The sequence below is a fragment of the Paenibacillus harenae genome (assembly GCF_030812415.1).
GTDB classification, from domain to species: Bacteria; Bacillota; Bacilli; order Paenibacillales; family Paenibacillaceae; genus Pristimantibacillus; species Pristimantibacillus harenae_A.
Genome location: NZ_JAUSST010000001.1, coordinates 314,231 through 330,779 on the forward strand (window position 1 = coordinate 314,231; position 16,549 = coordinate 330,779).

Below are 16,549 nucleotides of genomic sequence, written 5' to 3' on the forward strand. Positions count from 1 at the left end.
AACTATAATGGAAATGATCCGTACTTCTCGTATACAGAAATGAGGAAACGACAATGGAGCTTAGACAATTGCAGTACGTCATTCAAATTGCCAAGGAAAAAAACTTCTCCAGAGCGGCAGAGAAGCTCCATATCGCACAGCCTTCCCTAAGCCAACAGCTGTCCAAGCTGGAGCAGGAGATCGGCGTATTATTGTTCCGCCGGACGACTAATTCCGTTGAACTGACACAGGCTGGACAAGTGTTCGTTAATAAGTCCCAGACGATTCTGGATGCCGTCGAGCAGCTTAAGCAAGAGATGGACGATATGGCCCAGATGCGCCGCGGCCGCCTCGTCGTGGGTACCTTGCCGATAACCGGCTCCCACATCCTGCCGCTCGTCCTCCCCGTATTCGGCGCCCAATATCCGCAGATCGAAGTGGTGCTTGTCGAGGATACGACAACAAGGCTTGAACAATTGACGGCCAGCGGCGGCACCGACTTAAGCTTGCTTTCGCTGCCGCTGATCGACGCTTCCCTTTCCTGGGAACCTTTTTTGGAGGAAGAGATTTGTTTGGCCGTCCCGCCCCAGCACCGGCTTGCGAAACGGCAAGGCCCGATCGACATTCATGAACTGCAGGAAGAGCCTTTCATCGGTCTGAAGCGCGGACAAGGGTTCCGCCAAATAACGGTCGAACTGTGCGAGCAATCCGGCTTCACGCCTCAGTTCGTGTTCGAGAGCAGCAATATGGAGACGATCCAATCGCTCGTAGCGGGCGGCATGGGCATTGCCTTCGTCCCGCAGATGCTGACGCGGGCCAAAGGCTCTGATTTCGCGCCCGCCTATCTCTCGTTCACGACGAAGCCGACCCGTACGCTCGTTATCGCCAGCCGCAAAGGACGTTACTTGTCCAAAGCCGCCGATGCTTTCATTCGTACGTTGAACAAGACGTTAACCAACTATCGCTAAATAATCGGATCGGCATAGATGGAAGGTCTGCGATCTTCGAAGACGGGAATCTTATTTCTAACGGTGTCGACGAGCGACAAGTCAATGTCGGCAAAGAGAATCGTTTCTTCCTCGCCCGCTTCGGCGATCGTCTCGCCCCATGGATCAAGCACCATCGAATGGCCGAAAAAGCTCGTGTCGCCGCTTTTGCCCATGCGATTGCAGGCAATGACGAACATTTGATTCTCGATTGCGCGCGCGGTTAGCAGCGTGCGCCAATGATGCAATCGCGGATGCGGCCATTCCGCAGGTACGAATAGCAGCTTCGCGCCTTGCAGCGCAAGCTTCCGCGCCAGCTCAGGGAACCGAATATCGTAGCAAATCATCATGCCGGCCTGCTCGCCTTCAACGGTGAGCGTGCCGGGCTTGTCGCCGGCCATCAAATATTTTTCCTCGTCCATAAGACGGAATAGATGGATCTTGGAATAGTTCCCCGCGACATTACCGTCCCGATCGAAAGCGTAAATCGTGTTATAGACGCCTTCCGCTTTTCCTTCCGCAATCGAACCGCCAATAATATGAACATGATGCGCTTTGGCGAACGCCGATAACATGGCCTTCGTCCGTTCCCCTTCCCTATCCGCGATCGTCTTGATCTCCGTAAGCGCATAACCGGTATTCCACATTTCCGGGAACACGATGACGTCGGGTTTAACGTCCTGCGAAACCGCCTCCTCCAACATTTCTTTCAATTTGCCAAAGTTTGCTTCCGGGTTTCCCGCTTCTATGTTCATTTGCAGCAAGGCAAGCCGCAACTCCGTTTTCATTTTGTTTCCTCCATTACATCATCATTTTCCCTAATGATACCCTCTCATGGTTCTGTGTCAAGTTGGGAACGTTATGGGTACAGATCTAACTACTTCGCTGTTAAAAAAGGAGAATCGCCCATGTGGCTCAAACGAGCAACGATCATGCTTATCGCATGCTTCGCAATGATTTTGGCAGGCCAATCCGCATCCGCGCATGCCACCCCCACCGCTAAGAATAATGAAACCTTGTCCGAGATCGGTCAGAAGCCTGTCCAAGTGTTTGATGTTGCTGCAGGCAAAGTCGTCAAGACGATCGAAAACGATGCCGACTTTCAGAAAATGGCCGCGGATTGGGTTAGCTCGATCTCCGATCTAGCCCCTCAGCTGTCGGCAGATGAAAACTGCGGATACGTATACCGCGTCCCGCTTGCCAACCAAGTCACGATTAAGGTAAAAGAGATTTCGGTAACAACGGACGATATTTTCTTATTCTATTGTAAAGACAAGCCTCCGCTGCTTCTTGCGTTCGACGAGAACCGGAAGCCCTTTTTGTTTCTTGTCAAAGCCGATATTAAGCCTTTCATCCAAAAAGTCGGTATTCCCGCGCTCCCCTAGGGCTCAAGTCAAACCCAAGAACAGGCTCGAAGCAATCGCTTCGGCCTGTTTTTTGCTTCTCTTCAACGCTTATTCATGCTACATTATTTAAAATATAAAAAAAACTCCTATCGGAGTACTTCGAGGATGAGTGACCTACAAGTTTGCGTAGCAAACTCGCTTCGTAAGCAAAGAAGTTTTTATCGCCAATCTGAATGATCTCCTTTACGTTTTATCGCTGTAAAGTACTTAAACATTCTGATGTGGTAAGAAAGTCTAAAAATGCAAACGTTAAGTTAGGTGGAGTGAATCGAATGGAAACAGGAATCGGTCAACATCGTATTGAACCGGCGGAGCGCATGAAGGTGCTTCCGACGCAATTTTTCGCCAAGCTGGTGGGCAAAGCGAATGCGCAAGCCGCCAAAGGGCGTGACGTCATCAATTTGGGACAAGGCAATCCAGACCAGCCGACACCTGCCCATATCGTCGCCAAGCTGCAAGAATCGGCCGCGAACCCTCTTTATCATAAATATCCACCGTTCAGCGGCTACGCCTTCCTTAAGGAAGCAGTCGCCAAGCGGTACAAGGACGACTACGACGTCGATGTCGATCCAACGACGGAGGTTGCGATTTTATTCGGCGGCAAGACGGGATTGGTGGAGATTAGCCAATGTCTGCTTAATCCCGGCGATGTATGTCTCGTTCCCGATCCGGGTTACCCCGATTATTGGTCGGGCGTCGCTCTTGCGGGCGCAGAGATGTCGTTTATGCCGTTAACGGAGAATAACGCTTACTTGCCTGATTACAGTACTATCTCGCCGGAGACGGCTAACCGTGCCAAGCTTATGTTCCTGAACTACCCGAACAACCCTACAGGCGCTGTTGCCAATAGTGAGTTTTACGCGGAGACGGTCGAGTTTGCCGTTAAGAACGGAATTGTCGTTGCAAGCGACTTTGCATATGGCGCAATCGGATTCGACGGCAAGAAGCCGGTCAGCTTCCTGCAGACGCCAGGCGCCAAGGAAGTCGGCGTCGAGTTCTATACGCTTTCCAAGACGTACAATATGGCCGGTTGGCGCGTAGGCTTTGCCATCGGCAACGCCCAGATCGTATCCTTCATCAACTTGATTCAGGACCATTATTACTGCAGCTTGTTCGGCGGCATTCAAGAGGCGGCCGCGCTTGCGCTTACCGGTCCCCAGGATTGCGTTGTCGAACTGACCGCTATGTATGAGAGACGCCGTGACGCGCTGTTCTCCGCGCTGGAGCAGATCGGCTGGAAGGCCGCTCGTCCCGGCGGATCGTTCTTCTGCTGGCTGCCGGTCCCGGCGGGATATACTTCGCAGTCGTTCGCCGATCTGGTCCTGCAGGAAGCAGATGTCGTAGTCGCCCCGGGCATCGGTTTCGGCGAGCATGGCGAAGGCTTCGTACGGCTCGGTCTGCTTACAAGCGAAGAACGTCTGCAGGAAGCTATTTTCCGGATCGGCAAGCTTGGATTGTTCTAAGCTTCGGTTAAAGCCCGGCATGCCATTTGCCTTGCTTTACAGCGCGCAGCGAAACATGATATGCTAAGTTCAATTGAACACGAAACGTGATGACGGGACCAGTAAGCGAGATCAGGTCGTGAACAGAGAGTAAATTCCGCCGGGCTGCAAGAATTTACCTCGACCCCTTGCCGAACCTACCTCCGAGCGGCCGGCGTTTGCCGGACAGCGCCTACTGTTACAAGGCTTAAGCTGGATGTGCCGATGAAGACGGCCGTCAACAAAGGTGGTACCGCGGAAGCACAGACTTTCGTCCTTTATGGACGGAGGTCTTTTTTGTTTTTTTTATGAATTATAGCCGGGGAAGTGAATTATGATGTCCGAACGAATTGTCGTTAAGATCGGAAGCAGCTCGCTGACGTCCGAAGAAGGCGGCTTAAACAGCGAGCGTATCCATTATTTCGCCTCGGAGCTGGCTGCTCTATACGCTAGCGGACACAGCGTTATGCTTGTGACATCCGGAGCGGTTGCGGCCGGATTCCGCCAGATCGGTTATGCTTCGAGGCCAAAGGCGGTCCATGAGAAGCAAGCGGCTGCGGCTGTCGGTCAAGCGCTGCTTATGCAAGCCTATCAGGAAGCATTCAGCAAATACGGTATCGTAGCCGCACAAATTTTGCTTACGCGCGCGGATTTCTCCAATCGGCGCCGCATTCAGAACGCGCTTATGACGCTTGAGGAATTGCTGCATAAGCGAATTGTTCCGATCATCAATGAAAACGATACGGTTGCAACGGATGAACTCGTACCTAAGTTCGGCGACAATGATAACCTGTCGGCTCTCGTCGCCGCAATGGCCAAAGCATCCAAACTCGTCATCATAACGGATATGGACGGCTTATATACCGAGGATCCTCGTAAAAACCCGCAAGCGGTCAAGATCGAGCGCGTCGAGCAAATATCCGAGGATATATTGAAGCTTGCCGGCGGGGCCGGCTCATCGGTCGGCACGGGCGGCATGCGCTCGAAAATTGAAGCAGCCCGCATCGCCATGCGCGGCGGCGTTCCGGCTTTCATCGGAAAGGTGCAGCAGGAAGGCGATCTGTCGCTTGCCGTTGCAGGCAACGGACGCGGCACGTATTTCGATACGAAGCTGCATAGCTTGCCGATGAAGAAGCAATGGCTTGGCTTCCACTCGATGCCGCAAGGCCGGATAACGGTGGACGACGGCGCGGTTGAAGCCCTGCTCAAAGGCGGCAAAAGCCTCCTCCCCGCCGGCATAACGGCCATTGAAGGAGATTTCCATTCCGGAGATGTCGTAGAGGTTGCCACTCCGCAAGGCGAGACGATCGGTCGCGGCGTCATTAATTATGAAGCTTGGCAAGTTCAAGCGGTAGCCGGCCTAACGACCGAAGAGGTGAAGCGCCGGGTGGATGTCGGAAGAATCGAAGTCATTCATCGCGATGAATGGATTACGTTATAACCATTACTACTAATGAAGGAGGCAATCTGAATGATAAGCGAAGTGAGACAGAAAGCAACGCTTGCGCAGAAAGCGGCAAGCACGATGAACAACTTAACGACAGACCAGAAAAACGAAGCGCTTACGCGAATGGCTGATCGGCTACTGGCGGAGAGCGAGGCTATTATTGCGGCAAATGGACTTGATCTGCAGCGAGGGCGGGATCAAGGCACAAGCCCATCCCTGCTCGATCGTCTAGCTTTGAACAAGGCACGCGTCGAGGCAATTGCGGAAGGGTTGCGCCAGATCGTCTCCCTTCCCGATCCTGTTGGCGAATTGCTGGAACAATTCGATCGTCCGAACGGGCTGCGCGTCGAGAAGCGCAGAGTGCCGCTTGGCGTCATCGGCATGATCTATGAAGCACGACCTAATGTGACGGTAGACGCGACCGGCTTATGCCTCAAGACAGGCAACAGCGTTGTCCTGCGCGGCGGCTCCGCGGCAATCGAATCGAACCGCAAAATCGTAGAGGTGCTTCGCGGCGCCCTGACCGAGACGGCCATGCCTGCGGACGCAATCCAGCTTATCGAGGATTCCGATCGCGCTTCAGTGAACGAAATGCTGAAGCTTAACGGCCTGCTTGACGTCGTTATTCCGCGCGGCGGAGCTTCGCTCATCCGTAACGTCGTCGAGAATGCGACGGTGCCGGTAATCGAGACCGGAGCAGGCATTTGTCATACGTTTATTGACGATAGCGCAATCTATCAAATGGCTGCGGAAATCGCGTTCAACGCTAAAGTTCAGCGTCCATCGGTTTGCAACTCCATGGAGACGATGCTCGTGCACGAAGCTTTCGCGGAGCGCCATCTCGCGCAGCTAGCCGAACGCTTCGTCGAAGCGAAAGTTGAGCTGCGCGGCTGCGGCCGGGTCGCCGAGCTTCTAAGCGGCATTCACGTGAAACCTGCTACGAATGAGGATTTTGCCACGGAATACAATGATTACATTATGAATGTTCGTATTGTCGCCAATCTCGATGAAGCGCTTGCGCATATTCGTATGTTCGGCACGAAGCATTCCGAATGCATCGTTACGGAGAATATGGAGCATGCCGAGCGTTTCATACAAGAGGTCGACGCGGCAGCCGTATATCATAACGCCTCCACTCGCTTCACGGACGGCTTCGAATTCGGATTCGGAGCTGAGATCGGCATAAGTACGCAGAAGCTCCATGCACGCGGACCAATGGGTTTGCCTGCGCTTACATCGACCAAGTACCGCATTTACGGCAACGGACAAATTCGCGGTTAAAGATAATCAACTATTGGGGTTGGAGGAGAAAACATCATGACACAATTGACGCAAACCGGCATTGCATCGCTGCAGCTCTGCTTCTATGGCGCGGGCTCAATGGCCGAAGCGATCGCACGGGGACTTATTAACGAGAAGCTGCTTGCCGCAGGACAAATCTCGATGCTCAACCGTCAGAACCAAGAACGGTTGACGGAGCTTCATACGCAATACGGCGTACTAACGATCCTGCAAGGTTCATCCAACGATGCTTATATTCAGCAAGCCGATATTATTTTCCTTGCGATGAAGCCAAAGGACGCCGCGGAAGCCGTTAAAGCGATAAAACCGCTCGTATCGGCGAATCAGCTCGTTATTTCGGTTATTGCCGGACTGTCGATCGCTTCGATCGAACAGCTGCTTGGCGCCTCTGTACCCATTGTTCGCGCCATGCCGAATACGTCCAGCACGATCGGACTCGGCGCGACGGGCATCAGCTATTCCGATCGTGTAACGGCGCAACAAAGGCAGCTGACCGAAACGATCTTCCAGTCGGTCGGCATTACGGCAACGGTTGAAGAACCGCTTCAATCCGCCATTACCGGCGTATCCGGCAGCGGACCGGCTTACGTTTACTACTTCATGGAAGCGATGATGCAAGCGGCCGGCGAGCTCGGACTCGAGCCCGGCGCTGCCAAAGAGCTTGTCGTTCAAACGGTATTAGGCGCAGCGCAGATGGTTCGTGAAACCGGCGAAGAGCCTGCCGAGCTGCGGCGCAAAGTAACTTCTCCGAACGGAACGACGCAAGCGGCTATCGAGATGATGGCTGAATTCCGGCTAACCGAAACGATCATTAAGGGCATGCGCCGTTCAGCCGAACGCGCTGGCGAGCTAGGCGCTGCTATCGAGAGGAGCATTAACGAATGAGCGGAGTATGTATCGCGACGTACCGTTCCTATGACGACAAAGCCGACTTTAACAAGAAGGCGCTCTCGATAGCCGTTGGCTTAACGGTAGGCAGCTGGACGGAGCTTCCCGAAGCGAAGAAGGCCGAGATGGAGAAGCATCTCGGCAAAGTATTGTCCGTTGACGTGCACGAGCCTGCGAATGCCGCTCCGGGCGAGCGGTATGCCGATATTCGAATCGCTTATCCCGAAATTAACTTCAGCCGCGACATCCCCGCCCTGCTCGTCACCGTGTTCGGCAAGCTATCCATGGACGGGCGTATCAAGCTGCTGGACCTCGACGTATCGGACGATTTCGCTTCCGCCTTCCCTGGACCGAAGTTCGGCTTGAACGGCGTACGCGACCTGATTGGCGTGCATGACCGTCCGCTGCTGATGAGCATCTTCAAGTCCGTTGTCGGTCACGATCTCGCGAACCTGCAGGATCAATTCTACAAGCAGGCGCTTGGCGGCGTCGATCTCATTAAAGACGATGAAATTTTGTTCGAAAATCCGCTTACGCCGTTAGAGAAACGCGTTGAGGCATGCATGGAAGCCGCGCGCAAGGCGGAGCAGGAAACCGGACAGAAGCTGCTCTATGCGGTCAATCTGACCGGCCCGACATCGCAGCTTGCAGCTAATGCGCGCAAAGCGATAGATGCAGGAGCGAACGCCTTGTTGTTTAATGTGCTCTCCTATGGCTATGACGCTCTGCATGAGCTAAGCAGCGATCCGACGATTCATGTCCCGATCGCCTCGCATCCGGCGCTGGCCGGCGCACTGTATCCGTCGCCGCATTACGGCATTAGCGCTTCGCTGCTGCTCGGCAAGCTGATGCGCCTAGCCGGTGCCGATCTCGCCCTCTTCCCTTCCCCATATGGCTCCGTCGTCATGCCGAAGGAAGAGAATATGGCCGTTAAGGAAGCTCTGCTTCAGCCGCTGCATCGGCTGCGGACAAGCTTCCCCGTCCCTTCGGCCGGCATCCACCCTGGACTGGTACCGCTCATCCTGAAAGACTTCGGCACCGATGTCGTCGTGAACGCGGGAGGCGGCATACACGGCCATCCGATGGGCACGTCAGCGGGCGGACAAGCATTCCGCATGGCTATTGCAGCAACCATGCAAGGCGTGCCTCTTCGCGAAGCCGGGGAACAGCAGGGCAACGAGCCGCTGAAGGCCGCAATTGACGCTTGGGGGATCAAGGAATAATGACAGCGAAGAAACGCATCGTATTTTGCGATTTTGACGGAACGATTACCGTAAACGACAACATCATCGCCATCATTAACCACTTCAATCCGCCGGGCTGGAAGGAAATCGCGGAGAAGACGCTTGCGCAAGAGCTAACCATAATGGATGGCGTCGGTCAAATGTTCCGCCTCCTTCCCACCTCGCTTGAGCGCGAGGTCGTAGATTTCGGCATTACGAATGCGAAGATTCGCGACGGCTTTGCCGACTTTCTTGCCTTTTGCCGTGACGAGCAAATCGAATTCTACGTAACGAGCGGCGGCATCGATTTCTTCGTCTATCCGATTCTTGCGAGATTCGGCATTCCGGAGAACCATATCTACTGCAACGGCAGCGATTTCACTGGCGAGCGAATCGAAATTACGTGGCCGAATCCTTGCGATCGTATATGCGGCAATAACTGCGGCATGTGCAAGACGACGATTATGCGCCGATTCCCTGCCGACCAATATGAGCGAATTATAATTGGCGACAGCGTGACGGATTTCGAGGGCGCTAAGCTGGCCGACATCGTCTATTCCCGCTCCTACCTGACCACGAAGTGCAGGGAGCTTGGAATCGCACATACTGAATACGAGACTTTCAACGATATTATAAACAATATGAAGTCCGAGAGGAGTCACAAGCAGGATGAGCTTTGATCGAATTGCTTTAGAGGACAAGCAGAAGGCGTTCGCCGATCTGCGCGACGTGAAGGAGCTCTTCTCCTCGCGCGGCTGGTTCCCGGGCACAAGCGGGAATCTATCCGTTCGCGTCGGCGATTACAGCCCCGAACAATTCCAGTTTGCCATTACGGCTAGCGGCAAGGACAAGACCGTTCATACGCCGGAAGATTATTTATTCGTGGATCAGGACGGCAAACCTTGCGAGACGACGCGCCTGAAACCATCGGCCGAAACGTTAATCCATTGCGAGATTTACCGCTTGACTGGCGCAGGAGCTATTTTCCATATCCATTCCGTATACAACAGCATCGTGTCCGAATATTTCTGGGATCGAAAGTCTGTTCCCGTAGATGGCGTCGAGCTTATTAAAGGGCTAAACATATGGGAGGAAGAAGCCCATATCGATATTCCGATCGTCTCGAATTTCGCCCATATTCCATCGATTATTCCGGAAGTAACGGAGCGTATTGTCAGCCATATTCCAGGCATCCTGCTGCGCAAGCACGGTATATATGCTTGGGGCGCCAATGCGTTCGAAGCGAAACGCCACATCGAAGCATTCGAATTTTTATTCGAGTACGTCTATCGCTGGGAGCTTCTGAACAAAGGGAACCGATAATTCAGATGAGAAAAAACCAGTTAGCCTATCATGGGTTGACTGGTTTTTTTATATACGAGCTGTCGGAAGCAGCAATCCTGCCCGATGCGTATGAAAACATTGACTTTAACGCAACGTCAAGGTACATCATGTTAAATAGGTATAGGTATGGGAGGGATATATGTGAAAGTGCACGAAGCTGCCCGCAGCTTAGGCGTGACGCCTCGAACGTTGCGTTTTTATGAGGAAAAAGGACTCGTTCATCCCTATAAAGAGCCGTACAGCGGCTATCGCGCATATTCCGGCGACGACATGACGAAGCTTCGCTGGATCGTCTCGCTTAGAGAGCTGGGCATGCCGCTGTCCGTTATTAAGGAGGCGCTCCAGACCATTCATCAGCCAAGCGAGTTCATCCGCATTGTTGACCATGCAAGAGCACAGCTATACGAAGAATGGGTTGCTGTGACACAGTCGCTTCAAGCATTGGATCATACGATCCGTTCTTGGCAGCAGCTCGGCGAGACCCAACTTGCCGATGCCGAAGCGGCTGCTTCGCGAATGAAGCAAAACAGAAGGATACGCGACTCATGGTCCGATCAATGGAACTACAACGAGATGGCCGCCCGTTATGGCGTCGAAGCGCCTCTAGCCGCGCTGGAGGGTCTTATTACGTCCGATCAGTATGAGCACGCGTTAATAAGAACATTGGAATGGATAGACCCCAAGAAGGGCGAGAGAGGCCTTGAGCTTGGCGGGGGAAGCGGCAATCTATCGGCAATGCTTGATGGCGCGGGAGCCGACCTAACGATCGTCGAGCAATCTCCGGCGATGATCCAGTTGCTCCATGAACGGATGCCGGCATCGGTCGTCAAGCAAGGCAACATGCTCGCTTTGCCGCTCGTCGAATCCAATTTTGCATTTATCGGCTGCAGCTTTGCGTTCCGCCATTTAAGCTCGTCCCAACAACTGCTTGCGCTGGAGGAGATGGATCGCGTATTATTGCCGGGCGGCCGCATTATAATTACAGACATCATGCAATCCGCCTTATCGCAAAAACAGTCCGATACGCAAGAACAGCAGATGCACTTGCAGCTTCGACCCATCCAAGAATGGTTCGAAGCACGCGGCTACTCCGTTGTTGCCGAAGCCCTCGATCCAACAGCCGTATGGCTTATATACGCTTTGCGCGTTTCATAAAAAAACCGTCAGGAAACTTACTCCTGACGGTCCCCTTCGGCGCCTATGTTGGATTATTGCTTTAACTATAACCCTCTTGAAGGCTTCCATATTCTGTGTTGAATATTCGCAGTAACTCTCCCTCGAATAGCGTCATTTTAGCCGTATAGCAACGAAGTTACTGCAACTATCCAGTATAGCGTAAAGTCGGCTTTCCCAAAGCGCTTTATCCTGCAGAAATCCAACATAGCCCAGGCTTCTACGACAAGCGACCTCTTACCCTCGTCCTCCGCTTCGGAACTTCTGGGAGTGCGCGCGCGCTTCGTCCACATTCGTGACCCGATTGCGCCCCCATTCGAACAAGATCCGATCAATATATTTGAGACTTAGCTTGCCTGCGAACACGGCTTCCTTCAGAGCAAGCAGAATAAGCTCCTCCGAATACCGGTCTTGATCGAGCCATACGCTAATGGTCTCGCATTCGAATGGCGATAACAGCCGGCCGAACTCTTGCTCGAACACATGAAACAATTGTCCTGCGCTTGTTACCGGATCTGCCGTTGCTTTTATGAGCTGACGCTCGGCTTTCTTCGTTTCACGCTTATGCTCGGCTGTCCAATCGGCAGCCTTCAGCAGCCACCCGCTCCAATTGTAGCGCTCCGACTGCATGCCGGTGACGCTATCGATATATTCGTCGATGGCCAGGAACTGATCCTTTATGAGCCTGTTCAGCATTTGCCCGATCGCTCTCGAGGTCGTGCCCATGCGAAGCGCCAGCTCTTCAGGCGTCGGGAAATCATTCTGCTCTGCTTCCGTGAACTGGATAAGCTGCAGCAGAAGCATGGCTTCCGAATCCGATAAATCGAGTTGTCTGTAACTGCGCAGCAGCATGGCAGACAAATATACGCCGCCCTCTTGCAGCGCGGCAGCCATGCCATGCGAATAAGCTTTCCATATTTCGTTACTCACTTCCGGCCGCCTTCCTTCCTCTTATGACGAGTGTGCCGCCTTGACAAGCTCATACGTATCTCTTGCGATAAGCAGCTCTTCGTTAGTCGGCACGACCAGAACTTTCACGCGCGAGCTATCCTTCGATATTTCGCGCGCCTCCTTGCTCCGGATCGTGTTGCGCTCATCGTCCAGCTCGATACCGAGGAACGTAATGCCCTCGCATACGGCTTTGCGCACGGCGGCAGAGTTTTCGCCGACGCCAGCCGTGAAGACGAGCGTATCGATGCCGTTCATTGCCGCAGCGTAAGCTCCGATATATTTTTTCAACCGGTATACATACATATCGAACGCCAGCTTGGCATTCTTATCGCCGTCCTCCATCGCCTCGGTAATCTCGCGCATGTCGCTGCTGATCCCCGATATCGCAATCATCCCGCTATGCTTGTTCAGCATCGAATTGACTTCGTTCAGCGTCAGCTCTTCTTTGTTCATGACGAACGGTACGATGGCCGGATCGATATCGCCGCTGCGCGTTCCCATCATCAAGCCTTCAAGCGGCGTCATTCCCATGCTTGTATCGAAGGATTCCCCGTTCAATATGGCCGCGCAGCTTGCTCCGTTGCCGATATGGCAGGACACCATTTTCAAAGACTTAAGCGGCATGCCCAAGTAAGCGGCAGCTTGTCCGCTCACGTAAGAATGAGAGGTGCCGTGGAAGCCATAACGGCGGATCTTATGTCTCCGGTATAATACTTTAGGAATCGGATACAAGTATGAAGTGTTCGGCATCGTCTGATGGAAGGCCGTATCGAATACGACCGCCTGCGGCACATGCGGCAGGTTCGACTCGACGGCCGTAATGCCCATCATATGAGCCGGATTGTGAAGCGGAGCCAAATCGAACAGTCTGCGAATTTCAAGCTTGACATCCTGTGTGACGAGCACCGAGCTCTTGAACACTTCGCCGCCATGGACGATACGATGTCCTACCGCATCAATCTCGTTCATGCTGCCGATGACGCCATGCTCTTTATGCGTCAGCATGTCGATGACGCGCTTCACGGCCGTCACATGCTCCAGTATTTCGCTTACGTCGCGAACCTCGGGCTTGCCCGCCGGCTCATGCGTCACAATCGAGGAATCCATGCCGATCCGCTCGACTCTGCCGCTCGCCAACACCGACTCGTCTCTCATATCGTAAAGCTGGTATTTTAACGATGAGCTGCCCGCGTTAATGACAAGTACTTTCATTGGATTCGGTCTCCATCCTTATCGTATTTGAAAAAACCTACGCCCGACTTGGCGCCCAGATGTCCCGCTCGCACCATTTTCTTCAGCACGATGGATGGACGATACTTCAGCTCGCCGTACTCCCTGAACATCCGATCCAGAGCGGCTAGTACCGAGTCAAGTCCGAATCGGTCGGCCATCTCGAACGGCCCGTGTTGGAACGAGTAACCGATGCGCATGGCGTTGTCGATATCCTCGGCGGAAGCAACCCCTTCTTCAAGTACATGCAGCGCCTCGTTAATGAACAGGCAGATAAGCCTGGTGGTTACGAAGCCCGGCGACTCGAACACCATAATCCCTTTCTTATGAATAATCTCGTCGACGAAATGCTTCGCTCTCGAGAACGTATGCTCGGAAGTCTTCAATCCGCGTACGAGCTCGACGACGTCGATCTTCGATACGGGATATATAAAATGCATGCCGATCACGCGATCGGAATATTTCGTCACGCTGGCAAGCTCCGTCAAGCTTAGAGTAGACGTATTGCTCGCGAGTATGACGTCCGGACCGCATATCTGGTCGAGCTGCTCGAAAATCGTTTTTTTGCTTTCCAAATCCTCCGTAATCGTCTCGATGACAAGTTCGCATTCCGAGAGCTTGTCGTATTCCGTCGTCGTCTGGACGCGGTTCATAATAAGCTTGCGCTCCGCCTGCGTAAGCGCCCATTTCTCGATTTGCTTGTCGAGGCTTAATACGATCATTTCCATGCCATATGTCAACCGTTCCTGTGAACGCTCTACAACGATAACATCCAACCCCTTGGATGCAAGCATCTCCGTAATGCCTTGCCCCATCGTTCCTAGACCGACAACGCCAACTGTCTTAATCAACAACGCCATTTGCTCCTTTATGTCCGGTTTCGACCGATGCCTTATAACCGGATTGCACGTTTTGTATGTCTATGTAGTTCATTCTTATTATAACGAATTTCATCAAAAATAGAAGGCGGACTTGGGGCCCGCCTTCAAATTGTAAGATTTGTTTTCCTATCTTGCAACAGGATTCGTTAAGCTGCAACTAACAATTTACGGAATTCGTCGCCGCTGAGCATTTCCTCTTTCAACAACGTCTTCAGCGAGCTTGTAAATACGTCTCGTCTCTGCTCAAGCATCGTCTTCGTCTGAACCATGAGCTCATCCAGAATCGTACGGTTAATTCTTGCCCAAGCTTCCGGCGTCATCATCGAGGAATCGACGATGCCTTCCTCGGTCAGCCCCGATTCTACTAATGTCTTCACAATATTCATCGCTTGCTCGAAGTCGCCTCTTGAGCCGGTGCTGCGCCCGCCGTAGAACATTTCTTCGGCAGCGGCACCGCCAAGCGCGATCATGATTTGGCCGTTCAAAAACTGTGTCGTATACAAATACCGATCCTGCTGCGGATTATGCCTTACATAACCAAGCGCTTGTCCGCGCGGCGACAATGCGACCTGCGATACGCTGCCTGGGCGCATAAGCTCCGCCATAATCGCATGGCCAAGCTCATGAAGAGCAACCCGCTCTCGCTCTTCCTTCGTCGTCTCCCGATCCGTCTTCTCGCCCATCATGACTTTATCGATCGCCATCGACAGATGACGCTCCATGATCGTCGCGCTTGTTTCGCGCATCGCATAGATAGCCGCCTCGTTCATAACGGCCTCTAGTTGTGCTCCGGAGAAGCCGAACGACTCAGCCGCTACCTTCTCCAGATCAACCGACTCATCCATAGGCTTATTATCCGCGTGGATGTTAAGAATATGCAGTCTCCCCTTCTTATCTGGAAGGTCAACGCCGATATGTCGGTCGAAACGGCCCGGGCGCAGCAATGCCGCGTCCAGCATTTCTTTACGGTTCGTTGCCGCAATGAGCAAAATTCGCGGCGATTCATTCGGATGAATGCCATCCATTTCGGTCAGCAACTGGTTGAGCGTCTGATCATATTCGCGATGCTGGCCGCCGTCGCGTTTCCCGCCGATTACCTCGATCTCATCTATAAAAATAACAGCGCTTTTCTTGCCAGCTTTCTTCGCTTTCGTACGCGCTTCCGAGAACAAGTCACGAATACGCCCTGCGCCTACACCGACATACATCTCAACAAACTCACTGCCTGAAGCGGACAAATAGATCGAATCCGTATAGTGGGCCGCCGCTCTTGCGAGCAGCGTCTTACCTGTTCCCGGCGGTCCGGACAGAAGAATGCCTTTCATCGGACGTATGCCGAGCTTCGCGATTTGTTCTTCCTTCACGAGAAAATCGAGCGATTCGATCAGTTCCTGCTTCGCGCGTTCCTGACCGCCGATCTGCTCGAACAACAGCGGCGTCGACTTATTGCCGGCGCTGCGCTTCGTGCTGGAGGAGGCCGTAAGCTTCCCTTTGCCTCTGGCGATATAAACAAGCGCGAAGCCCAATATGCCGAGCATCAGGATTGGCACAACGTTGAGACCAATGTAAATAAAGAAGCCGATGAGCACAGGTACAATGCCTATTGCGATTTCCACGCCATAATTACTTAATTTACGCATTTTCCCACACTCCCATTTGTGCAGGCGTTCTGGGCAATACGATAAATTTAACGGCATCGCCAGATCTTAACGTAATATATACATTATTTTCATCCATTTCTGTCGTCGCTTGAATAGCTGGGTTTTCTTTTGCTGCAGCATCCAGCGCTAGCGGAATATCCGAGTATGACTTGTTCTCCATCGCTTCGGCGACTTCGAACAACGCTTGATACCAATAGTCGTCCAGCTCTTTGTTCGATTCGTTAAGAACATCAAGCTTTAGCTCGCGACTGCCGATAACGTCTTCACCATTAAGAATAATGGAATGATAGATTTCGCGTAAATTCGCATCTTGCGAAAGAGTCACGTCAATCGTCACTTGTTCCTTGCTCATGTTTGGCTTCGCCGAATTCACAATGCCAGGTACGTCCGCAATCGCTTCCTCAAGCGGTGCGGCAACTGCTACCTGATTATATATCGCCCACCCACCGAACAATACGGCTACGGATATAGCAGCAGTAATAATGACCGGTACGACATGTATTTTCTTCATCTGTATATCGCCTCCGATTCGTTGATAGATATATCGTATATCAAACCCGCTATACGAAATTATATCATATCGGCCTGCTATCCGGT

The 16,549-nt window shown here is 52.8% G+C and carries 16 protein-coding genes; 10 read left to right on the forward strand and 6 right to left on the reverse strand.

The genetic code is table 11. The annotated features are described in order from the left end of the window. Window positions 1-53 precede the first annotated feature (53 nt). Window positions 54-947, forward strand: coding sequence for a LysR family transcriptional regulator (locus tag J2T14_RS01370; protein ID WP_307201494.1), 894 nt, complete (start codon window positions 54-56; stop codon window positions 945-947). Here J2T14_RS01370 and J2T14_RS01375 read toward each other — a convergent pair. Beyond that, window positions 944-1,753, reverse strand: a complete 810-nt coding sequence (locus J2T14_RS01375; RefSeq protein ID WP_307467064.1) for a carbon-nitrogen family hydrolase — start codon at window positions 1,751-1,753, stop codon at window positions 944-946. The two genes, J2T14_RS01370 and J2T14_RS01375, sit on opposite strands and share 4 nt — an antisense overlap. A gap of 120 nt (window positions 1,754-1,873) precedes the next feature. Between J2T14_RS01375 and J2T14_RS01380 the strand changes: the two genes are divergently transcribed. The 9 genes from J2T14_RS01380 to J2T14_RS01420 all read left to right on the forward strand — a co-directional run bounded on the left by J2T14_RS01380 (window position 1,874) and on the right by J2T14_RS01420 (window position 11,211). Next, complete coding sequence (locus J2T14_RS01380; RefSeq protein ID WP_307467066.1) at window positions 1,874-2,350, forward strand: hypothetical protein; 477 nt, start codon at window positions 1,874-1,876, stop codon at window positions 2,348-2,350. Between the two features lie 293 nt (window positions 2,351-2,643). Further along, window positions 2,644-3,834: a pyridoxal phosphate-dependent aminotransferase gene (locus tag J2T14_RS01385; protein WP_307467068.1), complete on the forward strand. Its 1,191-nt coding sequence runs from the start codon at window positions 2,644-2,646 to the stop codon at window positions 3,832-3,834. Between the two features lie 355 nt (window positions 3,835-4,189). Then, window positions 4,190-5,293 (forward strand): glutamate 5-kinase, encoded by a 1,104-nt coding sequence (proB, locus tag J2T14_RS01390; protein WP_307468561.1) that lies wholly within the window; start codon window positions 4,190-4,192, stop codon window positions 5,291-5,293. 30 nt (window positions 5,294-5,323) lie between these two features. After that, window positions 5,324-6,580 (forward strand): glutamate-5-semialdehyde dehydrogenase, encoded by a 1,257-nt coding sequence (locus J2T14_RS01395; RefSeq protein WP_307467069.1) that lies wholly within the window; start codon window positions 5,324-5,326, stop codon window positions 6,578-6,580. Between the two features lie 36 nt (window positions 6,581-6,616). Continuing rightward, window positions 6,617-7,486 carry a pyrroline-5-carboxylate reductase gene (gene proC, locus J2T14_RS01400; protein ID WP_307467072.1) on the forward strand — a complete coding sequence of 290 codons (870 nt, stop codon included), beginning with the start codon at window positions 6,617-6,619 and terminating at the stop codon, window positions 7,484-7,486. Further along, window positions 7,483-8,712 carry a 2,3-diketo-5-methylthiopentyl-1-phosphate enolase gene (locus tag J2T14_RS01405; protein ID WP_307467073.1) on the forward strand — a complete coding sequence of 410 codons (1,230 nt, stop codon included), beginning with the start codon at window positions 7,483-7,485 and terminating at the stop codon, window positions 8,710-8,712. Before proC ends, J2T14_RS01405 begins: the two co-directional genes overlap by 4 nt. Further along, on the forward strand, window positions 8,712-9,392 hold the full coding sequence (locus tag J2T14_RS01410; protein ID WP_307467076.1) for a 2-hydroxy-3-keto-5-methylthiopentenyl-1-phosphate phosphatase: 681 nt from the start codon (window positions 8,712-8,714) through the stop codon (window positions 9,390-9,392). Before J2T14_RS01405 ends, J2T14_RS01410 begins: the two co-directional genes overlap by 1 nt. Then, on the forward strand, window positions 9,382-10,035 hold the full coding sequence (gene mtnB / locus J2T14_RS01415; RefSeq protein ID WP_307467078.1) for a methylthioribulose 1-phosphate dehydratase: 654 nt from the start codon (window positions 9,382-9,384) through the stop codon (window positions 10,033-10,035). The genes J2T14_RS01410 and mtnB overlap by 11 nt, the downstream gene beginning before the upstream one ends. Window positions 10,036-10,197: 162 nt before the next feature. Next, window positions 10,198-11,211 carry a MerR family transcriptional regulator gene (locus tag J2T14_RS01420; RefSeq protein ID WP_307467081.1) on the forward strand — a complete coding sequence of 338 codons (1,014 nt, stop codon included), beginning with the start codon at window positions 10,198-10,200 and terminating at the stop codon, window positions 11,209-11,211. Window positions 11,212-11,466: 255 nt separating this feature from the next. Here the strand turns inward: J2T14_RS01420 and J2T14_RS01425 are convergent, their stop codons facing one another. The 5 genes from J2T14_RS01425 to J2T14_RS01445 form a co-directional block, all read right to left on the reverse strand. Next, on the reverse strand, window positions 11,467-12,159 hold the full coding sequence (locus J2T14_RS01425) for a DnaD domain-containing protein (RefSeq protein ID WP_307467085.1): 693 nt from the start codon (window positions 12,157-12,159) through the stop codon (window positions 11,467-11,469). 21 nt (window positions 12,160-12,180) lie between these two features. After that, entirely contained in the window at window positions 12,181-13,392 is a 1,212-nt protein-coding gene (locus J2T14_RS01430) for an acetate kinase (RefSeq protein ID WP_307467088.1), read from the reverse strand. Then, window positions 13,389-14,264, reverse strand: coding sequence for a 3-hydroxyacyl-CoA dehydrogenase family protein (locus J2T14_RS01435; RefSeq protein ID WP_307201519.1), 876 nt, complete (start codon window positions 14,262-14,264; stop codon window positions 13,389-13,391). Before J2T14_RS01435 ends, J2T14_RS01430 begins: the two co-directional genes overlap by 4 nt. Window positions 14,265-14,437: 173 nt before the next feature. Beyond that, on the reverse strand, window positions 14,438-15,931 hold the full coding sequence (locus J2T14_RS01440) for an AAA family ATPase (protein ID WP_307467091.1): 1,494 nt from the start codon (window positions 15,929-15,931) through the stop codon (window positions 14,438-14,440). Beyond that, window positions 15,924-16,463: a hypothetical protein gene (locus J2T14_RS01445; protein ID WP_307467094.1), complete on the reverse strand. Its 540-nt coding sequence runs from the start codon at window positions 16,461-16,463 to the stop codon at window positions 15,924-15,926. The genes J2T14_RS01440 and J2T14_RS01445 overlap by 8 nt, the downstream gene beginning before the upstream one ends. Window positions 16,464-16,549 lie beyond the last annotated feature (86 nt).

Excerpts from the sequence above, each read along its gene's own strand:
- proB (WP_307468561.1), top strand. The coding sequence starts at position 4,190 with ATGTCCGAACGAATTGTCGTTAAGATCGGAAGCAGCTCGCTGACGTCC.
- J2T14_RS01395 (WP_307467069.1), top strand. The coding sequence starts at position 5,324 with ATGATAAGCGAAGTGAGACAGAAAGCAACGCTTGCGCAGAAAGCGGCA.
- J2T14_RS01440 (WP_307467091.1), bottom strand. The coding sequence starts at position 15,931 with ATGCGTAAATTAAGTAATTATGGCGTGGAAATCGCAATAGGCATTGTA.
- J2T14_RS01430 (WP_307467088.1), bottom strand. The coding sequence starts at position 13,392 with ATGAAAGTACTTGTCATTAACGCGGGCAGCTCATCGTTAAAATACCAG.
- J2T14_RS01375 (WP_307467064.1), bottom strand. The coding sequence starts at position 1,753 with ATGAAAACGGAGTTGCGGCTTGCCTTGCTGCAAATGAACATAGAAGCG.
- J2T14_RS01370 (WP_307201494.1), top strand. The coding sequence starts at position 54 with ATGGAGCTTAGACAATTGCAGTACGTCATTCAAATTGCCAAGGAAAAA.
- J2T14_RS01405 (WP_307467073.1), top strand. The coding sequence starts at position 7,483 with ATGAGCGGAGTATGTATCGCGACGTACCGTTCCTATGACGACAAAGCC.
- J2T14_RS01445 (WP_307467094.1), bottom strand. The coding sequence starts at position 16,463 with ATGAAGAAAATACATGTCGTACCGGTCATTATTACTGCTGCTATATCC.
- J2T14_RS01380 (WP_307467066.1), top strand. The coding sequence starts at position 1,874 with ATGTGGCTCAAACGAGCAACGATCATGCTTATCGCATGCTTCGCAATG.
- mtnB (WP_307467078.1), top strand. The coding sequence starts at position 9,382 with ATGAGCTTTGATCGAATTGCTTTAGAGGACAAGCAGAAGGCGTTCGCC.
- J2T14_RS01410 (WP_307467076.1), top strand. The coding sequence starts at position 8,712 with ATGACAGCGAAGAAACGCATCGTATTTTGCGATTTTGACGGAACGATT.
- proC (WP_307467072.1), top strand. The coding sequence starts at position 6,617 with ATGACACAATTGACGCAAACCGGCATTGCATCGCTGCAGCTCTGCTTC.
- J2T14_RS01385 (WP_307467068.1), top strand. The coding sequence starts at position 2,644 with ATGGAAACAGGAATCGGTCAACATCGTATTGAACCGGCGGAGCGCATG.